Annotated in this window: 12 protein-coding genes; 3 read left to right on the top strand and 9 right to left on the bottom strand. The window is 70.4% G+C overall.

Annotated elements, in window-relative coordinates; genetic code table 11:
- Positions 1-36: 36 nt before the first annotated feature.
- Together ACQP0U_RS15260 and ACQP0U_RS15255 are read right to left on the bottom strand one after the other, a co-directional pair.
- Positions 37-735 carry a hypothetical protein gene (locus ACQP0U_RS15260; RefSeq protein ID WP_433319930.1) on the bottom strand — a complete coding sequence of 233 codons (699 nt, stop codon included), beginning with the start codon at positions 733-735 and terminating at the stop codon, positions 37-39.
- Positions 732-10,226 carry a LamG-like jellyroll fold domain-containing protein gene (locus ACQP0U_RS15255; protein ID WP_433319927.1) on the bottom strand — a complete coding sequence of 3,165 codons (9,495 nt, stop codon included), beginning with the start codon at positions 10,224-10,226 and terminating at the stop codon, positions 732-734. The genes ACQP0U_RS15260 and ACQP0U_RS15255 overlap by 4 nt, the downstream gene beginning before the upstream one ends.
- Positions 10,227-10,955: 729 nt before the next feature.
- Here ACQP0U_RS15255 and ACQP0U_RS15250 point away from each other — a divergent pair.
- Entirely contained in the window at positions 10,956-12,926 is a 1,971-nt protein-coding gene (locus tag ACQP0U_RS15250; protein ID WP_433319924.1) for a tachylectin-related carbohydrate-binding protein, read from the top strand.
- 86 nt (positions 12,927-13,012) lie between these two features.
- Here the strand turns inward: ACQP0U_RS15250 and ACQP0U_RS15245 are convergent, their stop codons facing one another.
- From ACQP0U_RS15245 to ACQP0U_RS15235, 3 genes are read right to left on the bottom strand one after another with little or no spacing between them, the layout of a single operon-like run.
- Positions 13,013-13,531 carry a 2'-5' RNA ligase family protein gene (locus ACQP0U_RS15245; RefSeq protein ID WP_433319921.1) on the bottom strand — a complete coding sequence of 173 codons (519 nt, stop codon included), beginning with the start codon at positions 13,529-13,531 and terminating at the stop codon, positions 13,013-13,015.
- Positions 13,532-13,567: 36 nt separating this feature from the next.
- The gene (locus tag ACQP0U_RS15240; RefSeq protein WP_433319918.1) at positions 13,568-14,173 is read right to left on the bottom strand and encodes a response regulator transcription factor; all 606 of its coding nucleotides are present in this window, start codon (positions 14,171-14,173) and stop codon (positions 13,568-13,570) included.
- A complete protein-coding gene (locus tag ACQP0U_RS15235) occupies positions 14,170-15,324 on the bottom strand; it encodes a sensor histidine kinase (protein ID WP_433319915.1) in 1,155 nt (384 codons plus the stop codon). Before ACQP0U_RS15235 ends, ACQP0U_RS15240 begins: the two co-directional genes overlap by 4 nt.
- A 132-nt stretch (positions 15,325-15,456) precedes the next feature.
- Between ACQP0U_RS15235 and ACQP0U_RS15230 the strand changes: the two genes are divergently transcribed.
- Positions 15,457-16,374 carry a hypothetical protein gene (locus tag ACQP0U_RS15230; RefSeq protein WP_433319912.1) on the top strand — a complete coding sequence of 306 codons (918 nt, stop codon included), beginning with the start codon at positions 15,457-15,459 and terminating at the stop codon, positions 16,372-16,374.
- A 106-nt stretch (positions 16,375-16,480) separates the two neighbouring features.
- A complete protein-coding gene (locus ACQP0U_RS15225) occupies positions 16,481-18,214 on the top strand; it encodes a DEAD/DEAH box helicase (protein ID WP_433319909.1) in 1,734 nt (577 codons plus the stop codon).
- Positions 18,215-18,259: 45 nt separating this feature from the next.
- On the opposite strand, the gene ACQP0U_RS15220 is transcribed toward ACQP0U_RS15225, so the two are convergent.
- From ACQP0U_RS15220 to ACQP0U_RS15205, 4 genes are all read right to left on the bottom strand, one after another.
- Positions 18,260-18,664: a DoxX family protein gene (locus tag ACQP0U_RS15220; protein WP_433319906.1), complete on the bottom strand. Its 405-nt coding sequence runs from the start codon at positions 18,662-18,664 to the stop codon at positions 18,260-18,262.
- 133 nt (positions 18,665-18,797) lie between these two features.
- Positions 18,798-21,128: an endopeptidase La gene (gene lon / locus ACQP0U_RS15215; RefSeq protein ID WP_433319903.1), complete on the bottom strand. Its 2,331-nt coding sequence runs from the start codon at positions 21,126-21,128 to the stop codon at positions 18,798-18,800.
- A gap of 29 nt (positions 21,129-21,157) precedes the next feature.
- Positions 21,158-22,030 (bottom strand): manganese catalase family protein, encoded by an 873-nt coding sequence (locus ACQP0U_RS15210; protein WP_433319900.1) that lies wholly within the window; start codon positions 22,028-22,030, stop codon positions 21,158-21,160.
- Positions 22,031-22,112: 82 nt separating this feature from the next.
- A complete protein-coding gene (locus tag ACQP0U_RS15205; protein WP_433319897.1) occupies positions 22,113-22,844 on the bottom strand; it encodes a sensor histidine kinase in 732 nt (243 codons plus the stop codon).
- Positions 22,845-22,849: the final 5 nt, after the last annotated feature.

The raw sequence follows: 22,849 nt of genomic DNA, 5'->3' as shown, positions 1-22,849 counted from the left end.
TCGCTAAATTGATCCAGTGTGGTTGGATAGCGCACCTCAGCGGCGTCGCCGCTTCCATCCCGTCGCACGGTTGATCAACAAAGCGCTTGCCTCAACAACATTGTCGGCAACCTCAAGGAAGTGCTTCGCCCGATATTCGTCGTCCAAAGCGGTGTTATCGGAGGGAACCCGCTCGATTCGCCCGCCCTCCAACAGCCGGGGCTCAAGGATGTGTTCGAGTGTTCCAATTTCTTCAAGAAGATGCAGCAAATCAATCTCTCGCTGCGGCCCGCCGCGCAGGTCGCCAAATATTGCCTCGTAAGGACCGTTCACGAATCCTACGACCGAGGCTACGGCGAATAGCCGATGTCCCGGCGATGGCTCAATCGCGGCAGACTCAACGCCCGAGTTGCGGAGAATGCTAAAAGGGATGGTGGCGAACCATCCTTCAACCGACCACACTGTGAGGCTCCGCGCCGGGAAGCTTGCGTGTATCCGCCGATCGCCATCATCAAGTTCGACGAAGTCCGGCCATCGCTCGCAGAAGTGGTCGCTAACTCCCGCCGCCCACTTGCCCGCCAGGCCGGATTCCTGCAGGCATCGGAGGTGGCAGTAACCGTACCGGTCATCTGCGAAGGATCTATCCTGCCCGAGCATGTAGGGCGCCAGGTAGAAATCCTGACCCGTCAGACCGAGGGCCAGATGGCCACAGATGAAGCACTGCTCCGGAACACCACCGTCACGTAGCTCACTCATCGTCGCCCCACCAGGTAACCAAGGCCATTGATGATCGAGTCTACTGGCTCTTCCATGATGCCGTTCTTGTTGAAGTAGGTCAGATTTCCGCCCCAGTCAATGACCGCCTCCGTTGCCGATCCGGCCCGGGAGATGTCTTCGGTAAGGTCGGCGGCAACGGTCGTGAAGGTTGGGTGCGTGTGCAGGATAGGAACATCCCCACGCGGGAATCGTACCCGATTCGCTACGCCGAGGGTGGCGCGTAACGCGCCAGTTCGGCTCTGGGAAACGCCGATCTCGCTGTTCAGCCACTCCGAAGCCTGAGCCACGGCTCTCGGGCGGACACCGCTGCCAAGGCTTACCGTCCCGTTGGTCTGGAACGCGTTCACGAGACGCTTTGCGCCCCCGGACATCTGGCCCCAAGAGATTTGCGGAGTGGCTCGCTGCGCACCGCCAAACGCCCGCTCCGCTGCCTCGCCGGCAACCGAGCTGACCCGGCCCATACCGGCTCGGAGGCCACTTCCGAGGGCGCGGACCCCGGCACCGATGGCCTGCCCAGCAACCGCACCGAGTGCACCGCCAGCGGCGCCGAACAGGCCGCCCATGGCGGTGGCGCCGGCGAGGTCCCAGCCGCGCTTGCCGTCCATGTAACCGGTGACCGCCGAGCCGACCGCGCCGGCGAGCGCCCCGCAGGCCACCGCCCCGACACCGGTCCAGCCGATGGCCGCCCCGCAGCCCAGGCCGACGACGGCACCGACGGCGAAGCCGGCGATTTCGGCGGCGTGTTCGTCGACGAACTGGGTCGCCTTGTCCCACATCTTCTCGGCGCCCTCGACGAGCGGCGCCAACTTCTGTGCGGCCGCCAACCAGAGGTTCTGTTTGAACTTCTGTGGGTCCTGGATGGCCATTGTGGTGACCGCGACGACGCTCGCGGCCATCTTGAAGCCGGTGGATACCACCTTGCCGAGCGTGATGAGCGGCTTTGTCAGGGCCTGGATCACCGGCAGCTTGGTGAACTTGACAGCTTGTTTGATTGCCGACTTCGCGGCGGCGGTCACCGCGACCTTGGCCTGATGGATGCGTTGCGCGATGAGGTGTCTCTGTTGTTTTGCCCAGTCGGCAGCGCGGGAGAGCTGATTGAGTCCGGATTGGATCTTGCTCCCGACGTACCGGACGGCGTTCATCGTCTTCTCGCCGAGCCACTTCGCGCTACTGGAGATGACCCGGCCGACCGCCTTGAGGCCGGACCAGGCGTAGTGACCGACGGTGGACACGAAGTTCCGGGCGTAGTTGAACGCCGTGCTCGCGCCGCTGACGACGTTGGAGACGGTATTGCTCACCGCGCTCGCGGCACGCTTCACCCAGCGCGGCCAGTGGCCGTCCGGGTCGTCGAAGTCCAGCGGGGCGCCGGCACCGTAGGTGTAGCGGTTGGCCAGGATCGAGTCGCCGGAGGTGTAGTTGACGCTGTCCCGCGAGGTGAACGTGCCGGTGCCGGGCTGGTACCAGCGGGCGCCCATGTCGACCTGCCCGGTGTCCGGGTCGGTCCAGTCCCCCTGGAAGCCCAGCCGGCCCGTGTTGCCGGTGCTGCTCACCTTCTTGCCGAACGGGTCGTACGCGGTGGAGTCATTGAGCGTGGACAGCTGGGTGTCGGCCGGGTTGATGGCCGCCACCACGTCACCGTGGGCGTCGGTCAGCGACAGCCGCTTGTTGGCGGCCTGGGCGGTGGCGAGCAGCTCGTCGTTCGGGCCACGGCCGTAGTACTCGACTCCGTCGTGCACCACCTCGTCGCCCAGACCCGCATAGACGAAGGAGTTGCCGGTCCGCGACGCCAGCCGATCCAGGCCGTCGTAGGTGTAGGTCTGGTCCTGCGCCCCGGTGAGCCGGTCGAAGGCGTCGAACGAGAACTGTTCGGCCATTCCAGAGCTGGTGCGGGTCCGCAGGGTGCCCCGCGCGGTGTACGCGTAGGTGTAGTCGCCGTCGGAGAGCAACCGGTTGCGTTCGTCGAAGGTCGCGGTCTTGGATCCGGCCCGAACCCGGTTGCCGCTGGCGTCCCAGGCGTACGTGACGGTCCCGGCCGGGCTGGTCCAGGAGATCAGCCGGCCGGCCTTGTCGTAGTCGTAGGTGTTCGCCCCGGCGCCGGCGGTGCCGGTGGTGTTCTTGCTGGTGAGGTGGCCGTTGAGGTCGAAGCCGTAGGTGACCGACGCCACCGTCTGACCACCCGCGTTGCGCAGCACGTCGCTGGCGACCCGCCCGTAGTCGTCGTACCCGAAGGTGCGGACGCGGCCGGCGCCGTAGTCGACGGTCTTGACGTCACCGGCGGCGTCGTAGCCCAGCTTCTGCTGCTGGCCGGTGATGCTGTCGGTGAGCGTGTCGAGGCGGCCCTTGACGTAGCCGAAGCTGGCCGTGCCGGTCAGGTCGGTGCGGCTGGTGACCCGGCCGTCGTCGTTGTAGTCGAAGCTGGCCGTGCCGGACGGGCCGGCGGCGGACAGCAGCCCACCCCTGTCGTTCCAGCTGTACGTGTTGCTGCCACCGGGGGCGTTGACGCTGGTCAAACGGCCGTCCTGGTCGTAGTCCAGGGTCCGGGTCGCGGTCGCGGTGTCACCCCCGGAACCGGTCTCCACGGTCAGTCGACCGGCCGCGTCGTAGGTCCGCGTGCGGCTCACCCCACCCGGGGCACTGAGACGCACCGCGTTGCCGTCGGCGTCGTACGCGACGGTCCAGGTCCGGTCCGCGGCGGTCGGGTGGCTCGCCGTGGACGGCTCGACCGCCGACTCCGGCAGACCAAGCGTGTTGTACGTGTAGATGGTGGAGTTGTTGCGGCCGTCGGTGTAGCGGGTCCGGTTGCCGGCGGCGTCGTAGCCGAACGTGGTGGTGATCGGGTCGGCGTCGGTCGGCTCGACCTGCTTGACGAGCTGGTCCGCCGCGTCGTACTCGAAGGTGGTGACGGTGTTGTACGGGTCCTTCGACGACGTCATGTTGCCGGCCACGTCGTAGTCGTAGGTCTGGGTGCGCAGGACGGTGCCGTCGGCCTTGAGGTTGAGGGTGCTGACCCGGTTGCCGAACTGGTCGTACCCGCTGCGGGTGGTGCGGCCGAGGCCGTCGGAGACCCGAACCTGGCGACCGGCGAAGTCGTACCCGAAGATCATGGCCTCGCCGGTCGGCGCGGTGCTGCGGGTGATGTCGCCGGCCCCGTTGAAGGTGTTGACAGTGGTCGCCCCGGTCGGGGACGACGACGAGGTCAGGTTGCCCGCGTCGTCGTAGGAGAGCTTGCTGACCAGGTTGCGGGTGGTCGGCCGGCGCTCGACGACGGTCTGGGTGACCTGCCGGTCGAGGTCGTCGTACGTCGACTCGACCCGGGCGCCGGTCGGGCCGGTGACCGAGAGGACCTCACCGGTGCGGGTGTAGGTGTAGCGCGTCAGCGCTCGGTCGTCGTTGGTCTTCGAGGGTTCGTCCCGGACGGTCAGCCGGTTGAGCTGGTCGTACGTGTAGCTGGTGGTGCCGGCCGGGTCGGTCTCCTCCAGCACGTTGCCCAGGGCGTCGTAGCGGCGCTTGTGCTCGGGGGTGACCGTCTGGGACACCCCGGGAGCCTGGTACGTGGGCGCGAGACTGCGCACCACCCGGCCGAGCTTGTCGTACTCCGAGGTGGAGACCCGTCCGAGCGGGTCCTTGACCGCGACCTGCTCACCGAAGGTGTTGTAGCCGACCGAACTGGTCGGGTTGGTGGGGACCGCCGTGTTGCCGTCGCTCTCGGCCAGGACGGTCGGGCCGCTCTGGCCGACCTGGCGGCCGAGTTCGTCGTAGCGGAAGGTGCTGGTGAACTTCGCCTTGTCGGCGCCGGAGACGTTGCCGCGCGGGTCGGTGACCGAGGTGCGCAGGCCACGCCTGTCGTACGTGTAGCTGGTCACCCGGGTACCGCTGCCGGCGGTGACCTTCTCGGTGAGCACGTTGCCGGCGTCGTCGTAGGTGTAGTCGACGACCTCCGAGGTGGCCAGCACCTCCCAGTTCAGGTTCGACGGGTTTCCGGTCCGGACCGTCTGGGTGACGTTGCCGTTGAGGTCATAGGTGAAGGTGTTGGTGCGGCGCACCCCGCTCGGGTCCAGCACTGTGCTCTTCACCTTGCCGGTCTTGTCCGGCGTGTGGTCGGTGATCTGGGTGCCGTTGGCGCCGACCTTGCGGGTCGCGTTGCCGGCCCCGTCGTAGGTGTTCTCCTCCACGACGTAGTCCCGCTTGGAGCCGTCGGGATTCCGGAAGTCCTTCAGGGTGATCTTGTGGAGCAGATCGTCGCGGTAGTACTGGTACTCCAGTCGCCGACCCATGGCGTCGGTGTCGCTGGCCAGCCGCCCGGCGAAGTCGTACGAGTAGGAGTGCAGGACGAGGTAGTCGCCGGTGCCGGTGCCGGGGGTGCCGGCCGGGTCGCTGCGCCAGTCCCGCAGCCGCACCTCGGCCACCTTGTTCTGCGCGGTGTACGCCCAGTCGTAGCGGTTGCCGTTGGCGTCGGTCATGGTCGTCTTGTTGCCGAACCGGTCGTACCCGTAGCTGGTCTCGTTGCCCTCCGGGTCGACGACCAGGACCGGCCGGCCCTCGTCGTCGTACTCGGTGCTGGTGACCCGCTCGGGGTCCCCACCGAGCAGGTCGGAGACGGTGACCTTGGTGGGGTTGCCGTCGGCGTCGTACTCGTTGACCGTTCGGCTCTGGTGCTGCTTGCCGGTGACGGCGTCGGTGGTGACCGGGCCGGTCACGGTGGCGACGCGTGAGTGCGTGTCGTAGGTGATCGTGGTGGTGACACCCGTGGGGTAGGTGTCGGAGGTGACCTTCTCGGTGATCCGTCGACCGAGCGCGTCGTAGGTGTACTCGGTCACCAGCCCGGACGGCTCGGTCACCCTGTACAGGTCACCGTTCGTGTAGTACGCGTACCGGGTCACCTTGGTGCGCCCGTCGGAGCTGGTGGCCAACAACCCGGAGGGAGGAATGCCGTTGATGCCGGCTTCCGCGCCTGTGGTGTAGGTGTGGTTGACAGTGCTGCCGTCGGGGTTGCCCTGGCTGAGGAGCTGGCCGGTGTAGTGGTACGAGAAGGTGGTTCGGTAGTTGTTGTCGGTCGGCCCGGTCGAGCGGCCGTCGCGCTGCTCGACGGCCAGGTCGACCCGCGGGTCGAACTGGTCGGTGATGGTCGTCGAGTAGGTGTAGTAGTTCGTGAAGCACTGCGTGGAGGTGCGGCAGCTCTTGCGGGTGGCGAGACGACCCTTGCTGTCGTAGGTCATCTCCACCGTGTCACCGTTCTCGTTGGTGACCTTGCTCTGCTGGCCCTCCTCGTTGTAGGAGAACGAGCGGATGGCCATGCCGTCCAACGGGTGCCGCACGAAGATCGGCCCACCGGCGTCGCCGGGGATCACGGTGCAGAAGGCGGGGTCGTTCGGGTCCGGCTGGGTGCAGACCTCGGTCGGCGGCGGGGTCGGCGTCGGGCTGGTCTGCCCGGGCCGGTCCTCCTCCCGGGTCTCCAGTCCGAGCGGGGTGCCGGAGCGGAGCATCCGACCGGCGAGCGCGTCGTACTCGTACAGGTAGGGGCGGTTGGCCGGGTCGAGAACCTGGACGCTGCGTCGCAGGTCGGTGTCTCCGCCGTAGACGGTGGGCTGACCCACCTTCCAGGTGCCGCCGTTGTCGTCGGTGTATTCCTTGACCCGATCGGTGGCGGTGTCGTACTCGACCTCGGTGGCCACGCGGCCGCTGGGCAGCGTGACCCGGGTCAGCTGCTGGGCGGCCGGCTTCGCGTACCGGAAGTGCGCCTTGGCCGTGTCCGGGCCGATCGGGTGGGAGTAGACGGCGACCTCGTCGATGGTGCCGGCGAAGTAACGCTGGGCGGTGCCGCCCCAGGCCGGCCAGGACGTGGGCGTGGTCGCCGAGGCGAGGCCGACCTGGTTGAAGGTCAGCAGCGAGTGCTCGATCGGCTGCCCGGTCTGCCCAGTCGGGGTGAGGACCTTCTCACCGTCGAGGTACATGGACTGGGTGTTGGCCATCGCGGACAGCACCACGTGGTGCCACTTGTTGTCGTTCACAGTGGCGGCTGAGGTGAAGGGCGCGATCGTTCCGTTGGCGAACTGGCCGCGCAGCTTGCCGTCGGTGCCGGTGTAGAGCAACGGGACGCCGCTGGTGGCGGCGGTGCCGACGGCCTTGTCCTGGTAGCCGACGAGCGGGCCACCGGTCTGGGTCAGGCCGATCTTGAACCACAGCTCGACGGAGACGTCGCGGCTCTTCTTGACCAGGCCCTTGGGCAGTTCGAGGTAGGCCGAGGTGCCGTTGAAGGCGGCGGCGGTGCCGTTGGTGCCCTCCAGCACACCGGGCTGGCCCAGCGTGACGTTGTTGCGGTACGTGCCGGCGTCCTTGCCCAGGTTGATCGCCACGTCGCTGGCCGCGCCGGTGCCCTCGGCCTCGCCAAGGTGGTAGTACGAGTCGGGCTTGGCGTCGAGAACGGCGGTGCGGTAGTGCGAACCGGCCGCATAGGCGTAGTTGGTGCAGGCCGACTCCGGGCCGCAGACAGTGATCAGCAGGTCACCGTTGTAGGTGTAGTTCCAGGTCAGCTTCGCGCCGTTGACCTGGTCGGTGCTGACCGTGGCGATGTGGTTGCCGTTCCACGTGAAGGTCAGCGCACGACCGGCCGTGTTGGTCTGGCTGTTGGAGACCTGGGCCTTGGCGAGCTTGCCGGTCATCGGGTCGAAGCTCAGGTTGACCGAGTGCCCGGAGTTGTCGGTGATCTTCTGGAGTTTGTTCAGGAGCGAGAACTGGTAGGTGCTGCCGGAGCGGTCGACAAGCTTCCAGTTGCTGCTGTCGACGGTGAGTTTCGCGACCCGGCCCGGCGGCGGGGCGTACGTGCCGTCCGGGTTCTTGCCGAACCGCACCTCCTGGCCGTCCGGGTAGCGGACCACCACGTTGCCGGTGCCGTCGTTGTCCGGGACCAGCGTCATGTCGTACCGGCTGGACCAGCCGGCGCCGAAGACGCCTGTCGTCCGGGGGTCGAGGCTGTTGTAGGTGCGGACCAGGTTCAGCTCCGGCCCGACCGTCACCACTGTGGCGTCCACCGCGGAGGTGGCGAAGTTGCCGGTCTGCGCGTCGAACTCGCGGCCCTGCTCGGCGGTGGGTGAGGTGGCGATCCGGGACAGCAGGTCCGGTTGCGGCACCGAGCTGATCATGGTCGAGTACGGCGAGATGACCTCGTTGGCGCTGTCCTTGACGAAGGAGCGCCACAGGTAGCTCTTGCCCCAGACCATCCGGCCGGCGGGCACCACCCAGGACTGTTTGGCCTGGTAGCCGGAGTTGGTGCAGTTGGTCGCCGCACCGGCGTCGGTGCGGTCGCAGATCTCGAACTTGAACGACAGGGTGGCGCCGGGTGCGGCGTCGGTGTCCACGGCCCGGGCCCAGAGCAACGGGGTGAGCGTCGGCGCCTGGTAGCCGTTGTCCGGGTAGAGCTCCTGCACCACAGGCGGAACGTCGAAGACCTGGAGCACGATCCGACCGGGTGGCACCTGGTGGTCGGTGAAGACCGCTCCACCGGTACGCACCATGGTGAAGTCGAGGAAGTAGGAGCCGGGCTCCAACCGTTTGACCGTCGCGTCGAGGGTCACCTTCGCGCCACGGGCCAGGGTGGAGGGCAGGTTCGCCGCCCGCTGCTGGGTCACCGCCGCGCCGGTCTGCGCGTTGTAGACCCGGTACGCGAGGTAGTAGTTGGCCGGCGTCCACGCCTCGGCGCCGAGGTTGGTGACTGTCACCTTCACCTTGCCGTCCTGGTTACGCAGGACGGCGGGCTCCGGGGTGGGCTTCGGGATCGCGTACCCGGCGTTGTACGGGCTGTGCGTGACGTAGAGCGCCGGGGGGTTGGCCGTGCCGGTGCCGGCGAACTTCTTCCACGCCGAGGTGTCGGTGGTGGACGCGCGCAGCGAGAGGCCGTTGTTGGCCTGCTGGCCGTTGGCCCACCGCTGCACCAGGTTGCGACCGGCGACGCCGAGGTCGAACATCTCCCCGGCCGCCGGGCAGGCGGACTGGGACTGACCGAGAGCGACGTACCCGTGGGCGAAGGAGCGGCTGACCAGGGAGCCACCCACCGACGGCCCCGGGTACGAGTAGCCGGTGCCGACCGACCACGACTCGGTGACCGGGTGGACGGTGACCGCGCGTGCCTTGCAGGAGGCCGCGTCGAAGTTGACAGCCGAGAGCGCCGCGCCGTGGATGGTGTGGTTCTGGAGTCGGCTGACCAGGTCACCGAACTTGAGGTAGGCCGCCGCGTTGGACCCACCGGAGCGACCGACGAGCAGCTCACTGCTGCCGGACGTGGAGCTGCTGCCGTGCACGTACATGCTGCTGTCGGCCTTGACCGCGTCGACCGGCGGGCCGACGGTCGGGTCGACCTCCACCGGGTACTGCCGGGCCGGGTCAGCCAACCAGGCCCGGTCGGGAGTGACCTTCAGCGCCGTCTGCCCACCAATGGTGACCAGCTCGTAAGCCACTTTGGTGGAGGTGGCGGGACCGGCCGTGCCCGAGCCGGCGTCCATCATGTAACCCGGTGGGATGACCCCCCGGGTGTGTCCGTCCCGGTCGTTGAGGACCACCTGACCGTCGACGAGCTTCGCGGTGAGGTTGCGCAGACTCAGCGGGAACACGAACGACGCCGGCGCCTTGGCCGAGCGCAGGACCAGGGTTTCCTTCACGCCACCGGCCCGGGGCTCCAGGCGCAGGTCGACGTCGGGGCGTACGCCGGGGTAGGTGACCGCGTTGCCGTCCACCCGGCCCGGCACGTTGGTCGCCTCGGCCAGACCGAAGCCGAACTCGGTGTCACCGTCGAAGCTCAGCCGGACCAACTGACTCGCGGCGCCGTGACCGGCGAGGCGCAGACCGACCGAGTCAGCGGTGGTCCCCCACCCGTCCGCGGCCGGCACCAGGGCGTGGTCGATGGGCGCCCAGGTCCCATCCGGCTTGCGGTAGTTGATCGGGGCGGAGGAGAACTCTGTGGTCTGGGTGCCGTCGGCGTTGTCGAACACCCGCTGGTTGACGTCACGCTCGGCCGGCCGTTCACGGCTGGTGCCCTTGTCGAAGCCTCGGGTGTCGTCGACGGGTGCGGTCGCCACCGACGCCTTGTTGCGTCCGGGGGCCGGCTTGTCGGCGAGCTTGTGCAGCGGGTACTGCCCGCGCAGCGACTTCGGCACGTCCCGGTTGGGTCGTCCGGGCGTCACGTGCGCCTTGCCCGCCGCCGAGCCCCATGCCTGGGCCGGCTTCCTGCCGCCGCCCTGGACGGCGGAGGTGGCACCGTCGCGGTCCCGGGCACCGCCCGCCGGCAGCGCGGTCACCCCACTGCCGCCCAGGTTGAGCATCAGCACGCCGGCCAGGGCGGCCGCCAGGATGGACCGGGCGGTGCCGGAGCCGAACACCGAGCGTTGCCGGGGTAGCCGACCACGCAGATCGGTCAGCCGACCACGCAGATCGGTCAGCCGACCGCGCGGGTCGGGCAGACGCCGAATGCTGAAGGACATGGTCACCCCTGGATCGAGGACGGGCTGAGGGACGGAGCGAGGCAAGCGAGGGCCACGAGACCGGCGTCGGTCACGCGGAGCCATGTGTCATCGCCATCCCCTGCACGGGCACGGCGGTGCGGCGTCGACCCATTGGTCGACGAAAATTTCAGGAGAAACGAAGACGAAAATCGGGTGGACGGAAGTCACGTCGAAACGGGTCGCCCAACAAATCAGATCTCGCCTCGGCACGGCACAATGCCGCCAGGTAAGCGTTCACAGCTTCACACCCCCGTGTGCTGCTACTTGTCGATATGCCGCTGTAGGTTGCAGCACGCCCGATCGGCTGTCAAGCCGCGACCGCGGCCATTTGGCTGATCAGCGCTACGACCTGGGACGATTACTTTCCGTCAAGACTCGGGGCTTTTGATGGCTTACGTCCGTTCGATGCTCGCTCCGACCCGCTCGTTTTCGTCCATCGTGGACGATCGTGGAGCCCACCAATCGGACGGCGCTTCCGCCCGCCGGCCGCGCTTGGCAGGCGCTTCGCGGTCGTGCATGATGGGCCGCGACCGTGGCGGATTCAGCACCTGCCGAGCACAGTCCGCGCATTGTTTATGTGCCGGGCGCCGCATGCCTGTTCATCAACTACGGTCAATCTCGTCATTTTCGGGGGAGGATGAAACACACGTGTTTAAATTGACCAGAGAATCCGCACCACGGACGCTTTCTCGGCGTCGATCGCTCGCGTTGACCGCCGCGGCGCTCATCGGCGCCGCCGGCCTCGCGGCACCGCTGCCGGCGTCTCCCGCACAGGCGGCGACCGACGCCTTCAGCTGCACCGGAGCGGCGGCGTTCTTCAACTCGACCACGACCGGCACGCTCTCCCGCCGCCAGTACAGCACCCCGGGCCGCGACGGCGGCGTCTTCACCGCCGCCACCACCGTCGGCCCCGCCGGCTGGCAGACGTTCGGCCGGTTGCTGGGCGGGCCCGACGGGCGGGTCTACGGCATCAACTCGACCGGGCTCAACCGCTACCGATGGACGGGCAGCGTCTGGGAAACCGTCGACGGCAAGCAGAACTGGGTCATCAGTACGAGCTTTACGAACTACGCGACAACCGCCCTCCGCGACAAGATCACAGTGGACCAGATCGGCGACTTCTACGCCGTCGACGCCCAGGGCAGACTGCGCTGGTACCGGTACGACGAGCCGACGCGGACGTGGACCATCAACGCGCGCGTGATCGACACCGGCTGGGACCGATACAACCTGATCGTGGCCGGCGCCCCCGGCACCCTCTACGCCCGAGCGTCCGACGGCAAGCTCTACCGACACCGGTTCGACCCCGCGAGCCAGCGGTGGCTCCTCCGTGACCGCCAGGTCGGTTCGAGCGGCTGGCAGGCATTCACCAAGGGGCTCTTCTCCTCCGGCGGCGACACACTCTTCGGCATCCAGGCCGACGGCGACCTGTTCCAGTACCGCTTCCGCGAGGACAACCTGTCCTGGGCGCTGACCGCTGACCAGATCGGCACGGGCTGGGCCGGCTTCCCGAATGTCTTCACCACCACCAACACCTGCACGCAGGGGGCGATCACCAGCCCCGCGCTGCCCGCCACCCCGGTACAGCAGAACGCCCCGTTGGCGGTCGTGCAGGCCCCGCCCGCCGGCACCGCGCTCGGCAGCCTGGAGATCGCCTACAGCGACAACATCGGTCAACTGCGGCACGGGCGCGCGAACCCGGACTCGCTGTTCTCGATCCAGTGGTCACCGGTGCCCGGCACCGAGGCGTACACCGGCAAGCCGTCCCTGGTGTCGGACGCCCAGAACCGGGTCACCGTCGTCGCCCACGAGACCACCAGCAACGTGGGTTCGCTGACCCAGAAGACGCCGGCCATGCCGGACTGGAACCCGTGGCTCGCCCTCGGTGGCGCGATGCGCTCGGAGCCAGCCGCCGTCCGGCTCTCCGACGACACCCGCGCGGTCTTCGCCCTGGACGCCGACGGCGGGCTGTGGCACCGCCGGCAGGACGGCACCGCCGGGGATCTGCTCCCCTGGACGTCGCTCGGTGGCGTCGGCCTGACCGGCACGCCGGTCGTCGTGCCGGGAGTGGACGGCACTGCCACACTCCTGGTGGCCAACGCGTCCGGCGCCCTGCAGGCCGCCACGTACAAGGCCGGCGCGCTGACCACCGCCTGGACGGGGCTGGGTAGTGCGGGCTTCGTGGACACGCCCAGCGTGGTGACACTGCCCGGCCGTCGCCTGATGGTGTTCGCCCGACACACCGACGGCGTGGTCAAGAGCCAGTTGCAGAACATCGACGGCACCTGGCCCGGCACCTGGAACGCGGTCGGAGACGGCGGCATCACGCCGGTGGGGTCCCCGTCCGCGGTCCTGAGCCCCAACACCGGCCGCGTCTCGGTGTTCACGCGTACGACCGGCGACACCATCCACCACAGCCGACAGACCGCCGCCGGCTCCACCGGTTGGGGCAACTGGGCTGAGGCGACCGTACCGGGCGAGGCCTATCCGACGGATCCGACGGCCTTCGTCTTCCAGAACTCCGGCGGTACTCGACTCGGGTTCGTGAGCCGAACCGCGAACGGTTCGGTCCGGCTCTATGACATGAACGAGTCGGCCGACTCGCTCGCCACCCGGAACGCCGCATCCGGGGGCACCTCGTTCACCAGGCAGGAGATCCCGCAGCCGCGCGACAACTGACCAGGATCGGGCCGGCGGCCGTCGGGGCGACACGCCCCGGCGGCCGCATCGGCCGAGCCGGTGGTGGCGGGGGCGGCAGCGATGCGCTATCCGTGCCTGGTCAACGGGGTCACCGACCGGTCCGTGCCGTCGTAGCTGCGAGCGGCGTCGAAGGTCCCCGTCGGTCGCTGCCCACCGGCGACGCCACGAGCCAGCCGCAGGTCCGCGTTGCGGAACCGCAGGGCCAGACTCAGGTGCGGCACCCACGCGTCGGGCGCGTGCCACGGGCGGTGTCCGTCGGCCTCGGCGAGGACGTCCCAGACGGCGGCGTGCAGCGCCGTCAGCGCCGGAGTGGGTCGGACGAGCCAGACCAGTGGGGCGCTGCCGTCGAGGACGACGACCCGGTCGAGAGTGACCGGCACCGGCAGCGCGGCGTCGAACAGCTCGGCCAGGCGGCTGTCCACTCCGGGCGGGAAATCGTCGACGGCGGCGAGGGTGAGGTGCGGCCGGTTGGTCGGGTGGATGTTGCGGGCCAGGCTGGGCAACCCGGCGGCCGCCAGGCGGCCCCAGACCGCCCGGACCGCGACCTCCAGGCCGGGCGAGCAGACCAGCTCCACCGTACGCACCCCGACACGCTACCGGGGCACGCCAGGGTGACGTGGTCAGAGCCAGCCGTTGTCCCGCGCCGTGCGGACGGCCTCGGCCCGGTCGGCCGCGCCGAGCTTCTGCACGGCGGCGGAGAGGTGGTTGCGCACGGTGCCGGTGGACAGGTGCACCCGGCGGGCGATCACGGCGACCGGGGCGCCCACCTCGGCCAGCCGTAGCGTCTCCAGCTCCCGAGGGGTCAGCGGGCACGGAGGCAGGGTCAGCGCCTCGGCGGCCAGTGACGGGTCGACGTAGCGACCTCCGCCGTGCACCCGGCGGATCACGTCGGCCAGCGCCCAACCCGGCGAGCCCTTGGGCAGGAACCCCCGGGCACCTGCGGTCAACGCCTGGCGCAGGTGACCCGGACGGCCGTGCCCGGTCAGCACGACCACCGCGCAGTCGGGTCGGACCCGGGTCAGCTCGGCGGCCACCGCGATGCCGTCCAGGCCGGGCATCTCCAGGTCCACCACTGCCACGTCCGGGCGGTGCGCCAGTGCCGCGGTGACGGCTGACGGCCCGTCGGCGGCGTGTGCCACCACCTCGATGTCCGGTTCCAGGTCGAGCAGCGCGGCGACGGCGACCCGGATCAGGTCCTCGTCGTCGGCGAGCAGGACGCGGATCACGACGGCGCCGGCACTGTGGCTTCGAGGGTGAAGATCGTGTCCTCCCGGCGTACCCGCAACTCGCCCCCGGCAGCGGCGAGCCGGTCGGCCAGCCCCCGCAGGCCGTGGCTGTGCGCGTCCGGGCCACTGTCGTCGGCGCCGTCGTTGGCCACCGTCATCCTGGCCACGTCATCCTCCCGATCGATGCGGATCCGGCACCAGTCGGCCCGGCTGTGCCGCAGCACGTTGGTGCTCGCCTCGCGCAGCACCGCCGCCAGCTCGATGGCGGCGGGCTGCGGCAGATCCGCCGGTGGCGGCTGAACGGTGCAGCGCACCCCGCAGGAGCGCAGCACCCCCACCACCGCGGTGAGCTGTTCGTCGAGGTCGACGGCCCGGTAGCCGTGCACTGTCTCGCGTACCTCGCTCAGCGCGGAGGCGGCCAACCGTTGCACCTCGGCGGCTTCCCGCCCGGCCCGTTCCGCATCGACCGGGGCGAGCCGGGCGGCGAGTTCGGCCTTCAACGCGATCACCGTGAGGCGGTGCCCCAGCACGTCGTGCACGTCGCGGGCGAAGCGCAGCCGCTCCTCGGCGGCGGCCAGCCGGGCCTGGGCGGCCTGGCCCTGCCGAGCCTCGACGAGGAGGTCCCAGAACCAGACCTGGAACCCGTTGACGGCGGCGACAGCCACGCCGATCCCACCGGTCACGGCGAGGTGGCGCGGGACGGAACCGTCGGTCCACCAGGCCACCGCGACCGCCACCACCAGGACGCCGGCCGCCACCGCCAGCGCGGCCCGCCACCGCACCAGCAGCGGCGTCATGCCGATCAGTGCCGCACCGAGCCAGGCCCAGGTCGGCCACCTGCCGGCCGCCACCGGGCCCACGAGCGGAACGGTCAGCACCGCCACCCCGACCAGGCTCAGCTCGGCCCGACGCCGCCAGCGCGGGTCGAGCCACGGCGTCACGGCCGCGTACAGGACGACGGTCTGGGCGATCACGAAGGCGAGGATGCCGACCGCGCCGAGCACCACCCGACCCGGGTCGGGCTCGCGGGTCAGGCCGACCGCCGGTAGCAGGATGCTCGCCCAGAGACCGGTGGCCAGCGACACCAGCGTCGCCTGTCGGGCACGGCGCAGCCGGCGGTCCGCCCGGGGAGTCACCGCCTCGCTCGCCACGCACCGATCCTAGGACCGCGCCGCGCACGGTCCACCCATGCGAACTGTCACTGTCGCACCGTGCGGTCCGCACGCTTTTCCCGTGACGGACGGGTCTGCCGGCCACACCGGGGACACCGGCAGGGTCAAGGCATGGACAACAACCAGATGTACGCGGACAGCCTCACCGCCGTACCGTCGCCCGCACCCCTGCCCACCGAGGACCCGGCGCACCCGGACGCGCCACCGACCAGCGCGGCACCGACCAGCCGCGGCACCCGGCGGCTGCTGTGGCACCTGGGTGAGATGGCCCTGGCGATGGTCGCCGGGATGCTGCTGCTCGGGCCGTTGTGGGAGATGGCCGGCACCGCCCTGGGCGTCGCCGACGCGCTGGCCCGGCCGGAGATCGCCGCACTGGTGATGGCCACGAACATGACAGTCGGGATGACCGTGGGAATGCGCTACCGTGCGCACCACTGGCATGCGGTCGGCGAGATGGCCGCCGCGATGTACGTCCCGTTCCTGCTCCTGCTCGTGCCGTTCCGGGCCGGCGTGATCAGTGCCGACGCGCTGATGCTCGGCGGTCACCTGCTGATGATTCCCGCGATGGTGCTGGTGGCGGTCCGCCACCGGCACGAGGCGCCGACGCCGGTACGCCGGCACCCGGTAGTGGTGGCGCTCGCCCACCGCTGGCCGACCGGGCTGGCGCTGCTGATGACCGTGGACATGTGGGTCGACCCGAGCGTGCTCAGCCCGTGGACGATGCTGGTGCTCCCCGGCGGCTACCTGCTGATCGGCATGGCGCGCCGCACGCTCGGCGGGCAGGGTGTGCTCGCCACCCAACTCGCCGGACTGGCCGGTTGGGTCGCCCTGACGCTCGTCGCGGTCGTGGCCGGTGGGCGGACCGCCGCCTGGCTTGTGGCGTTCGGGTGGTTGGCGCACGCCGGTTGGGACCTGGCGCACCACCGCAACGGCCGGGTGGTGCCACGCGGCTACGCCGAGTTCTGCGGGGTGCTCGACGCGGCCCTCGCCGGAGTGATGGTGCTGGCCATCCTGACCACCGACGCCTGACCGAGGCCGCTGCCGGGGTGGTGGAACAGCCGTGGCACGGGCCCGGGAACAGCTCTTGTGGCGGTCGCCGCAACGGCCCGGACGGCGTGATGAAAGGCTTGACCCCATGAGTTCCGCACCTGCACAGCACGACGCACCGACTGACGCCACCCCCGCCGGCACCGACGAGGTGAGCGCCTTCACCGAGCTGGGGCTGCGCGCCGAGCTGCTGGGCGCGCTCGCCGCCCTCGGGTACGAGGAGCCGACCCCTATCCAGCGGGAGGCTATCCCACCGCTGCTGGAGGGTCGGGACCTGCTGGGTCAGGCGGCCACCGGCACCGGCAAGACGGCTGCGTTCGCGCTGCCACTGCTGAACCTCATGACGGCACACCGCCAGGGCGGCGACCCGGTGGCGCTGGTGCTGGTGCCGACCCGGGAGCTGGCGGTGCAGGTCTCCGAGGCGTTCCACCGCTACGGCAAGGACCTGGGCGCGCGGGTGCTGCCGATCTACGGTGGGCAGCCGATCGGGCGGCAGCTGCGGGCACTGGACAGCGGAGTCGACGTGGTGGTGGCCACCCCCGGGCGGGCCCTGGACCACATCGCCCGGGGCACCCTGCGCCTCGGCGGGTTGGCCACGGTCGTGCTGGACGAGGCCGACGAGATGCTCGACATGGGCTTCGCCGAGGACATCGAGGCGATCCTGGAGCACGCCCCGGCGCAGCGTCAGACGGTGCTCTTCTCGGCCACCATGCCGTCGCGCATCGACGGGATGGCCCGCCAGCACCTGCGCGAACCGGTCCGGATCGAGATCGGGCGGGAGCAGCAGGTCGCCGGCGAGGCGCCCCGGGTGCGGCAGAGCGCGTACATCGTGACCCGCGCGCACAAGCCGGCCGCGCTGGGGCGGGTGTTGGACGTGGAGTCCCCGACCGCGGCGATCGTGTTCTGCCGCAGCCGGGAAGAGGTCGACCGGTTGACCGAGACGATGAACGGTCGGGGCTACCGCTCCGAGGCGCTGCACGGTGGCATGAGCCAGGAGCAGCGCGACCGGGTCATGGGCCGGCTGCGGGCGGGCACCGCCGACCTGCTGGTCGCCACCGACGTGGCGGCCCGTGGGCTGGACGTCGAGCAGTTGACCCACGTCGTCAACTACGACGTGCCGTCCGCCCCGGAGTCGTACGTGCACCGGATCGGCCGGGTGGGTCGGGCTGGCCGCGAGGGCGTGGCGATCACCCTCGCCGAGCCTCGTGAGCACCGGATGCTCAAGACCATCGAGCGGGTGACCGGCCAGCGGATCACCATCGACAAGATCCCCACCGTGGCGGACATGCGTACCCGGCGGCTGGAAATGACCCAGGCGGCCCTGCGCGAGAGCCTGCTGGAGGACGACCTCGACCCGTTCCGGGTGATCGTGGAGACGTTGACCGACGAGTTCGACCTGATGGAGGTCGCCCTCGCCGCCGTGAAGCTGGCCCACGAAGTGACGTCGCCGGGCTCCGACGACGAGGAGGAGATCCCGCAGGTTCCGGTCCGCGGGCCGCGCGAGGGTCGACCGGAGACCGGTGGCCGGGGCGGCGACCGGCGCGGCGGGGGCCGGCCACGCTCCGGCGGGGGCAACACCGTTCAGGTCTTCGTCGGTCTGGGCCGACGCGCCGGGGTGCGCCCACAGGATCTGGTCGGCGCGATCACCGGGGAGACCGGCATCCGCGGCCGGGACATCGGCTCGATCGAGATCGCCGACCGGTTCTCGCTGGTGGAGGTGCCGCAGGGGGTGGCCGACGAGGTCATCTCCGGGTTGCGTTCCAGCACGATCAAGGGCCGCAAGGCCACCGTGCGCCGGGACCGCGGGGGCGACGAGCGCTGAGCACGCCGTCGGCGACCGCCGGAGTACGACGGTCGCCGACGCGGATCAGAGGGCGTACGGGCCGAAGCGGCCCCAGGCCACCACGGCGGCGAGGACGAGCAGCACCGCGCAGGTGATCGCGCCCTGGATCTCGGTGCGACGCCCGTCCCGGGAGGCCTGCTGCTGCAGAGCACGCAGGTGCACCAGGATGCCGCCGATCATGACGATGACCAGCCCGACGGCGGCGAGCGGCGTGAGCACGGTGGCGATGCCGGTGAGGGCGGGCAGCACGAGCCCGGCGGCGGCCAGCAGCTCGACCGCGCCGAGCGACTTGACCTGCGACGGCGGGACCGGGTCCACCCACCGCATCACGTCGCGCAGCTTCTCCTTGGGCTGGCTCAGCTTGGCCAACCCGACGCCGGCGAAGACGGCGGCCAGCAGGATTTGAATGATCCAGAGCACCACGTTCACGGGGGTTCCTCCAGGGGGCCGCCTCGCGGCGGTGGTGAGGTGTTTGACGGTGCAGACGAGACAGTAGCCCTCCCCCGCGTACCGAAAGGGCCCCCGCCGTCGGAAGACGGCGGGGGCCCGGATGGTCGGAGCGTCAGACCGCGAAGAGCGCCGGACCGTCGAGCGTCTTCACGTCGGCCGGGCGCAGCGCCAGGGCGAGCACGTCGGCCACGTCGGCCAGGGTGTGCACGGTCAGCGCCTCGCGCACCTCGGTCGGCAGGTCGTCCAGGTCGGGCTCGTTGCGCGCCGGGATGATCACCTCGGTGAGGCCGGCCCGGTGCGCGGCGAGCAGCTTCTGCTTCACGCCACCGATCGGCAGCACCCGACCGGAGAGCGTCACCTCACCGGTCATCCCGAACTCGGGGCGGACCGGGCGACCGGTCACCAGCGACGCCAGGGCCGTGACCATGGTGATGCCGGCGCTCGGGCCGTCCTTGGGCACCGCGCCCGCCGGGAAGTGGACGTGGATCCGGCGTCCCGCGAGGGCGTTCGGGTCGATGCCGAACCGCCGACCGTTGGAGCGCAGGTAGGAGAGCGCGATCTGCGCCGACTCCTTCATCACGTCACCGAGCTGACCGGTCAGGGTCAGCCCCGGCTCGCCCTCCATGCTTGTCGCCTCGATGAAGAGCACGTCCCCACCGGCGCCGGTGACGGCGAGGCCGGTGGCCACGCCGGGCACTGCGGTCCGCTCGGCCGACTCCGGGGTGAACTTCGGTCGGCCCAGGTAGCCGGCGAGGTTGTCGGTGCCGACGCGTACCGGCGTCGGGTCCGTCGCCAGCGTCACGGCCACCTTGCGCAGGATCTTGGCCAGGGCACGCTCGAGCTGCCGGACACCGGCCTCCCGGGTGTACTCCCCCGCGATCAGCGCGAGGGCCTCGTCGGCGACCGTGACCTCGTCGACCGTCAGCCCGGCCCGCTCCCGCTGCCGGGGCAGCAGGTGGTCGCGGGCGATGGCGACCTTCTCGTCCTCGGTGTACCCGTCCAGGGTGACCAGCTCCATCCGGTCCAGCAGGGGGCCGGGGATGGACTCCACCACGTTGGCGGTGGCCAGGAAGAGCACGTCGGACAGGTCCAGGTCGACCTCCAGGTAGTGATCCCGGAAGGTGTGGTTCTGGGCCGGGTCGAGCACCTCCAGCAGGGCGGCGGCCGGGTCACCGGCGTAGCCGGCGGCCAGCTTGTCCACCTCGTCGAGGAGCACGACCGGGTTCATCGAACCGGCCTCGCGCAGCGCGCGGACGATCCGACCGGGCAGTGCGCCGACGTAGGTGCGCCGGTGCCCCCGGATCTCCGCCTCGTCGCGGACGCCGCCGAGCGAGACCCGGACGAAGTTACGCCCGAGCGCCCGCGCCACGGACTCGCCGAGGCTGGTCTTGCCCACCCCGGGAGGACCGGCGAGGGCGAGCACCGCGCCGGAGCCGCGACCGCCGACCACGCCGAGGTTGCGCTCGGCCCGCCGGTTGCGCACGGCCAGGTACTCCAGGATGCGGTCCTTCACGTCGGCCAGGCCGGCGTGGTCGGCGTCGAGCACCGCCCGCGCCGCGGCCAGGTCGGTGTTGTCCTCGGTACGCGTGCCCCACGGCATCTCGAGCACGGTGTCCAGCCAGGTACGGATCCAGCCCGCCTCCGGGGAGGCGTCACTGGCCCGCTCCAGCTTGCCGACCTCGCGCATGGCCGCCTCGCGCACCTTCTCCGGCAGCTCGGCGGACTCGACCCGGGACCGGTAGTCGGCGGAGCCGTCCGGCTCGTCCTCGCCCAGTTCCTTGCGGATCGCGGCGAGCTGCTGACGCAGCAGGAACTCGCGCTGGGACTTCTCCAGCCCCTCGCGGACGTCACTGTTAATCTGCTCGGTGACCTCCTGCTCGGCCAGGTAGTCCTTCACCCAGCCGACAAGCAGCTCCAGCCGGGCGGTGACGTCCGGCGCGGCGAGCAGCTCGTTCTTCTGCTCCAGCGTCAGCCAGGGCGCGTAACCGGCCGAGTCGGCCAGCTCGGACAGGTCGGTCATCCGCTCCACCGCGTCGATGACCTGCCAGGCGCCCCGCTGCTGGAGCACGGAGGTCACCAGGGCGCGGTACTCGCGGGCGAGTTCACGGGCCCGACCGGCGTAGGCGGGTTCGTCGAGTTCCGTCGCCTCGACCCAGAGGGCAGCACCGGGGCCGGGCACGCCGGAGCCGATCCGGGCCCGGGACAGGCCACGGATGACGGCGGCGGGCTCACCCTCGGGCAGCCGGCCGACCTTCTCGATGGTGGCGACCACGCCGACGGGTCCGTACTCGCCGTCGATGCGCGGCACGGCCAGCAGCTTGCGGTCGCCGGTCGCCCGCGCCGCGTCGATCGCGGCCTGGGTGGTGGGGTCGAGGGTCACCGGGATGACCATGCCGGGCAGCAGCACGGTGTCGGTCAGGGGAAGTACCGGAAGAGTTGCCATCGAACACCTCGCGTTGAGTTGAGCGTGTCTCACTCAAGTAACAAAGCGTTCCCCTTGTTCCGATCTGTGACCCAGACCACTGGGCTGGTGCCGTACAGGCGGGGGTCACCAGGGGGCAGCATCGGCTCCGGCGCGTTCGCCAGCGGGTTGTCGTCGTACCGGAACTCGCCCTTGCCGTCGGGTGCGGGCCCGGACGCCCAGCGCCCCTGTGCGGCGTCGCTGCCCGAGGAGAAACCCAGGTAGGTGTAGCCGTACTCCGCGGCGAACTCGCTTGAGTCCGGGAACGCCTCCGGCACCGGCATCTCCTCCAGCCCGTCCTCCTTGAGCTGCTCGATCGCCGCCAGCCACATGTTCTGGTGCGCGGTGTCGCGGGCCAGCAGAAAGCGCAGCATCTGCTTGACGCCCGGGTCGTCGGTCATGTGGAACAACCGGGCGATCTGGAGCCGTCCCTGCGCCTCGGCGGTGACGTTGAGCTGGAAATCGGCCAGCAGGTTGCCGCTGGCGGTGATGAACGCGCCGTTCCAGGGCACCCCGTTGGAGTCGGTGGGCAGGGCCCCGCCACCGCCGTGGATGAAGTGCGCGGGGTTCTCGCCGGCGTAGGTCGCGGCGCCTCCGGGGTCCTCCGCGATCCCGTCGCTCAGCGACAGCGGCGCGCTGTCCAACAACCGGGTGATCATCGTGACGATCATCTCGACGTGGCCCATCTCCTCGGTGCCGACGTCGAGCAACAGGTCCCGGTACCTGCCGGGCAGCCGGCAGTTCCAACCCTGGAAGAGATACTGGTTGGCGACTGTCATCTCGCCCCACTTGCCGCCCAGCACCTCCTGCAACCGGCGGGCGAACGCCGCGTCCGGGCCGTCCGGTCTGGCCTCGAACTGCAGCTCCTTGACGTGGCGGAACATCCAACCTCCCGGGTACGCAGACAGGTGGCGAGGCCGTTCCCACGGCGGTGACCCGAGCGGGCCAACCGGCGTCCCGCCCGGGTCAGCGCAGCGGGCGAGCCATCGGCAGCAGCACTTCCAGCGCCACGCCGCGCGGACGCAGTCGGTGCGCCCGCACCGCTCCCCCGTCCGTCGCGACGAGCTGCCGCGCGATCCACAGGCCCAGGCCGGACATCCCGACGGCCGGCGCCGGACGCCGCAGCGCGACCAGCAGCGCGTCGTCGACCCGACCCTCGTCGGTGACCAGAATGCTCAGGCCAGGGCCGCGCACCGTGGCGTAGAGCCCGACCTGCCCATCCGGTGGCCCGTGCCGCAACGCGTTCTCCACCAGGTTGACGAGCACCTGTCGGGTTCGTCCGGCCGGCACCGGACAGGAGGCCGCCCGCCGGGTGGCCTTCGCCCGCCGACGACCGACAGGCACCAGCGCGGCGGCCTCCCGCAGGATGCCCGCCAGCGGAACGGCCGGCTGCGACTGCGGGGGCAGCGTCAGCGCGCCGGTGCCGGCGGTCGCGTCGCGCAGCAGGCGCTGCAGGTGGGCGGCCTGGTCGCGGGCCAGCTCACTGATTGCCCGCCGGTCGGCGCCTGTCAGCTCGCGACGCTCGTCGGCCAGCGCACGGGTCAGCGAGGTCAGGGTGCTGATCGGCGTCCGGAACTCGTGGCACAACACCCGCAGCAGCAGCTCCGAATCGGCCTCTGCCGTTCGCCTCCCGCCGGGTGCCGGCCCGGCGGGGCGCAATCCTCGCAGCAGGTCCCGCAAACCGTGCCGTACGCGCATCCACC

It is taken from the genome of Micromonospora sp. CA-269861 (genome assembly GCF_050948505.1).
Lineage (GTDB): Bacteria > Actinomycetota > Actinomycetes > Mycobacteriales > Micromonosporaceae > Micromonospora.
This window is presented reverse-complemented; position numbering and strand designations above follow the sequence as displayed.

Bases quoted from the DNA above. Each gene is read 5' to 3' on its own strand.
- ACQP0U_RS15260 (WP_433319930.1), bottom strand. From the start codon at position 735: ATGAGTGAGCTACGTGACGGTGGTGTTCCGGAGCAGTGCTTCATCTGT.
- ACQP0U_RS15255 (WP_433319927.1), bottom strand. From the start codon at position 10,226: ATGTCCTTCAGCATTCGGCGTCTGCCCGACCCGCGCGGTCGGCTGACC.
- ACQP0U_RS15230 (WP_433319912.1), top strand. From the start codon at position 15,457: ATGGACAACAACCAGATGTACGCGGACAGCCTCACCGCCGTACCGTCG.
- ACQP0U_RS15225 (WP_433319909.1), top strand. From the start codon at position 16,481: ATGAGTTCCGCACCTGCACAGCACGACGCACCGACTGACGCCACCCCC.
- lon (WP_433319903.1), bottom strand. From the start codon at position 21,128: ATGGCAACTCTTCCGGTACTTCCCCTGACCGACACCGTGCTGCTGCCC.
- ACQP0U_RS15210 (WP_433319900.1), bottom strand. From the start codon at position 22,030: ATGTTCCGCCACGTCAAGGAGCTGCAGTTCGAGGCCAGACCGGACGGC.
- ACQP0U_RS15205 (WP_433319897.1), bottom strand. From the start codon at position 22,844: ATGCGCGTACGGCACGGTTTGCGGGACCTGCTGCGAGGATTGCGCCCC.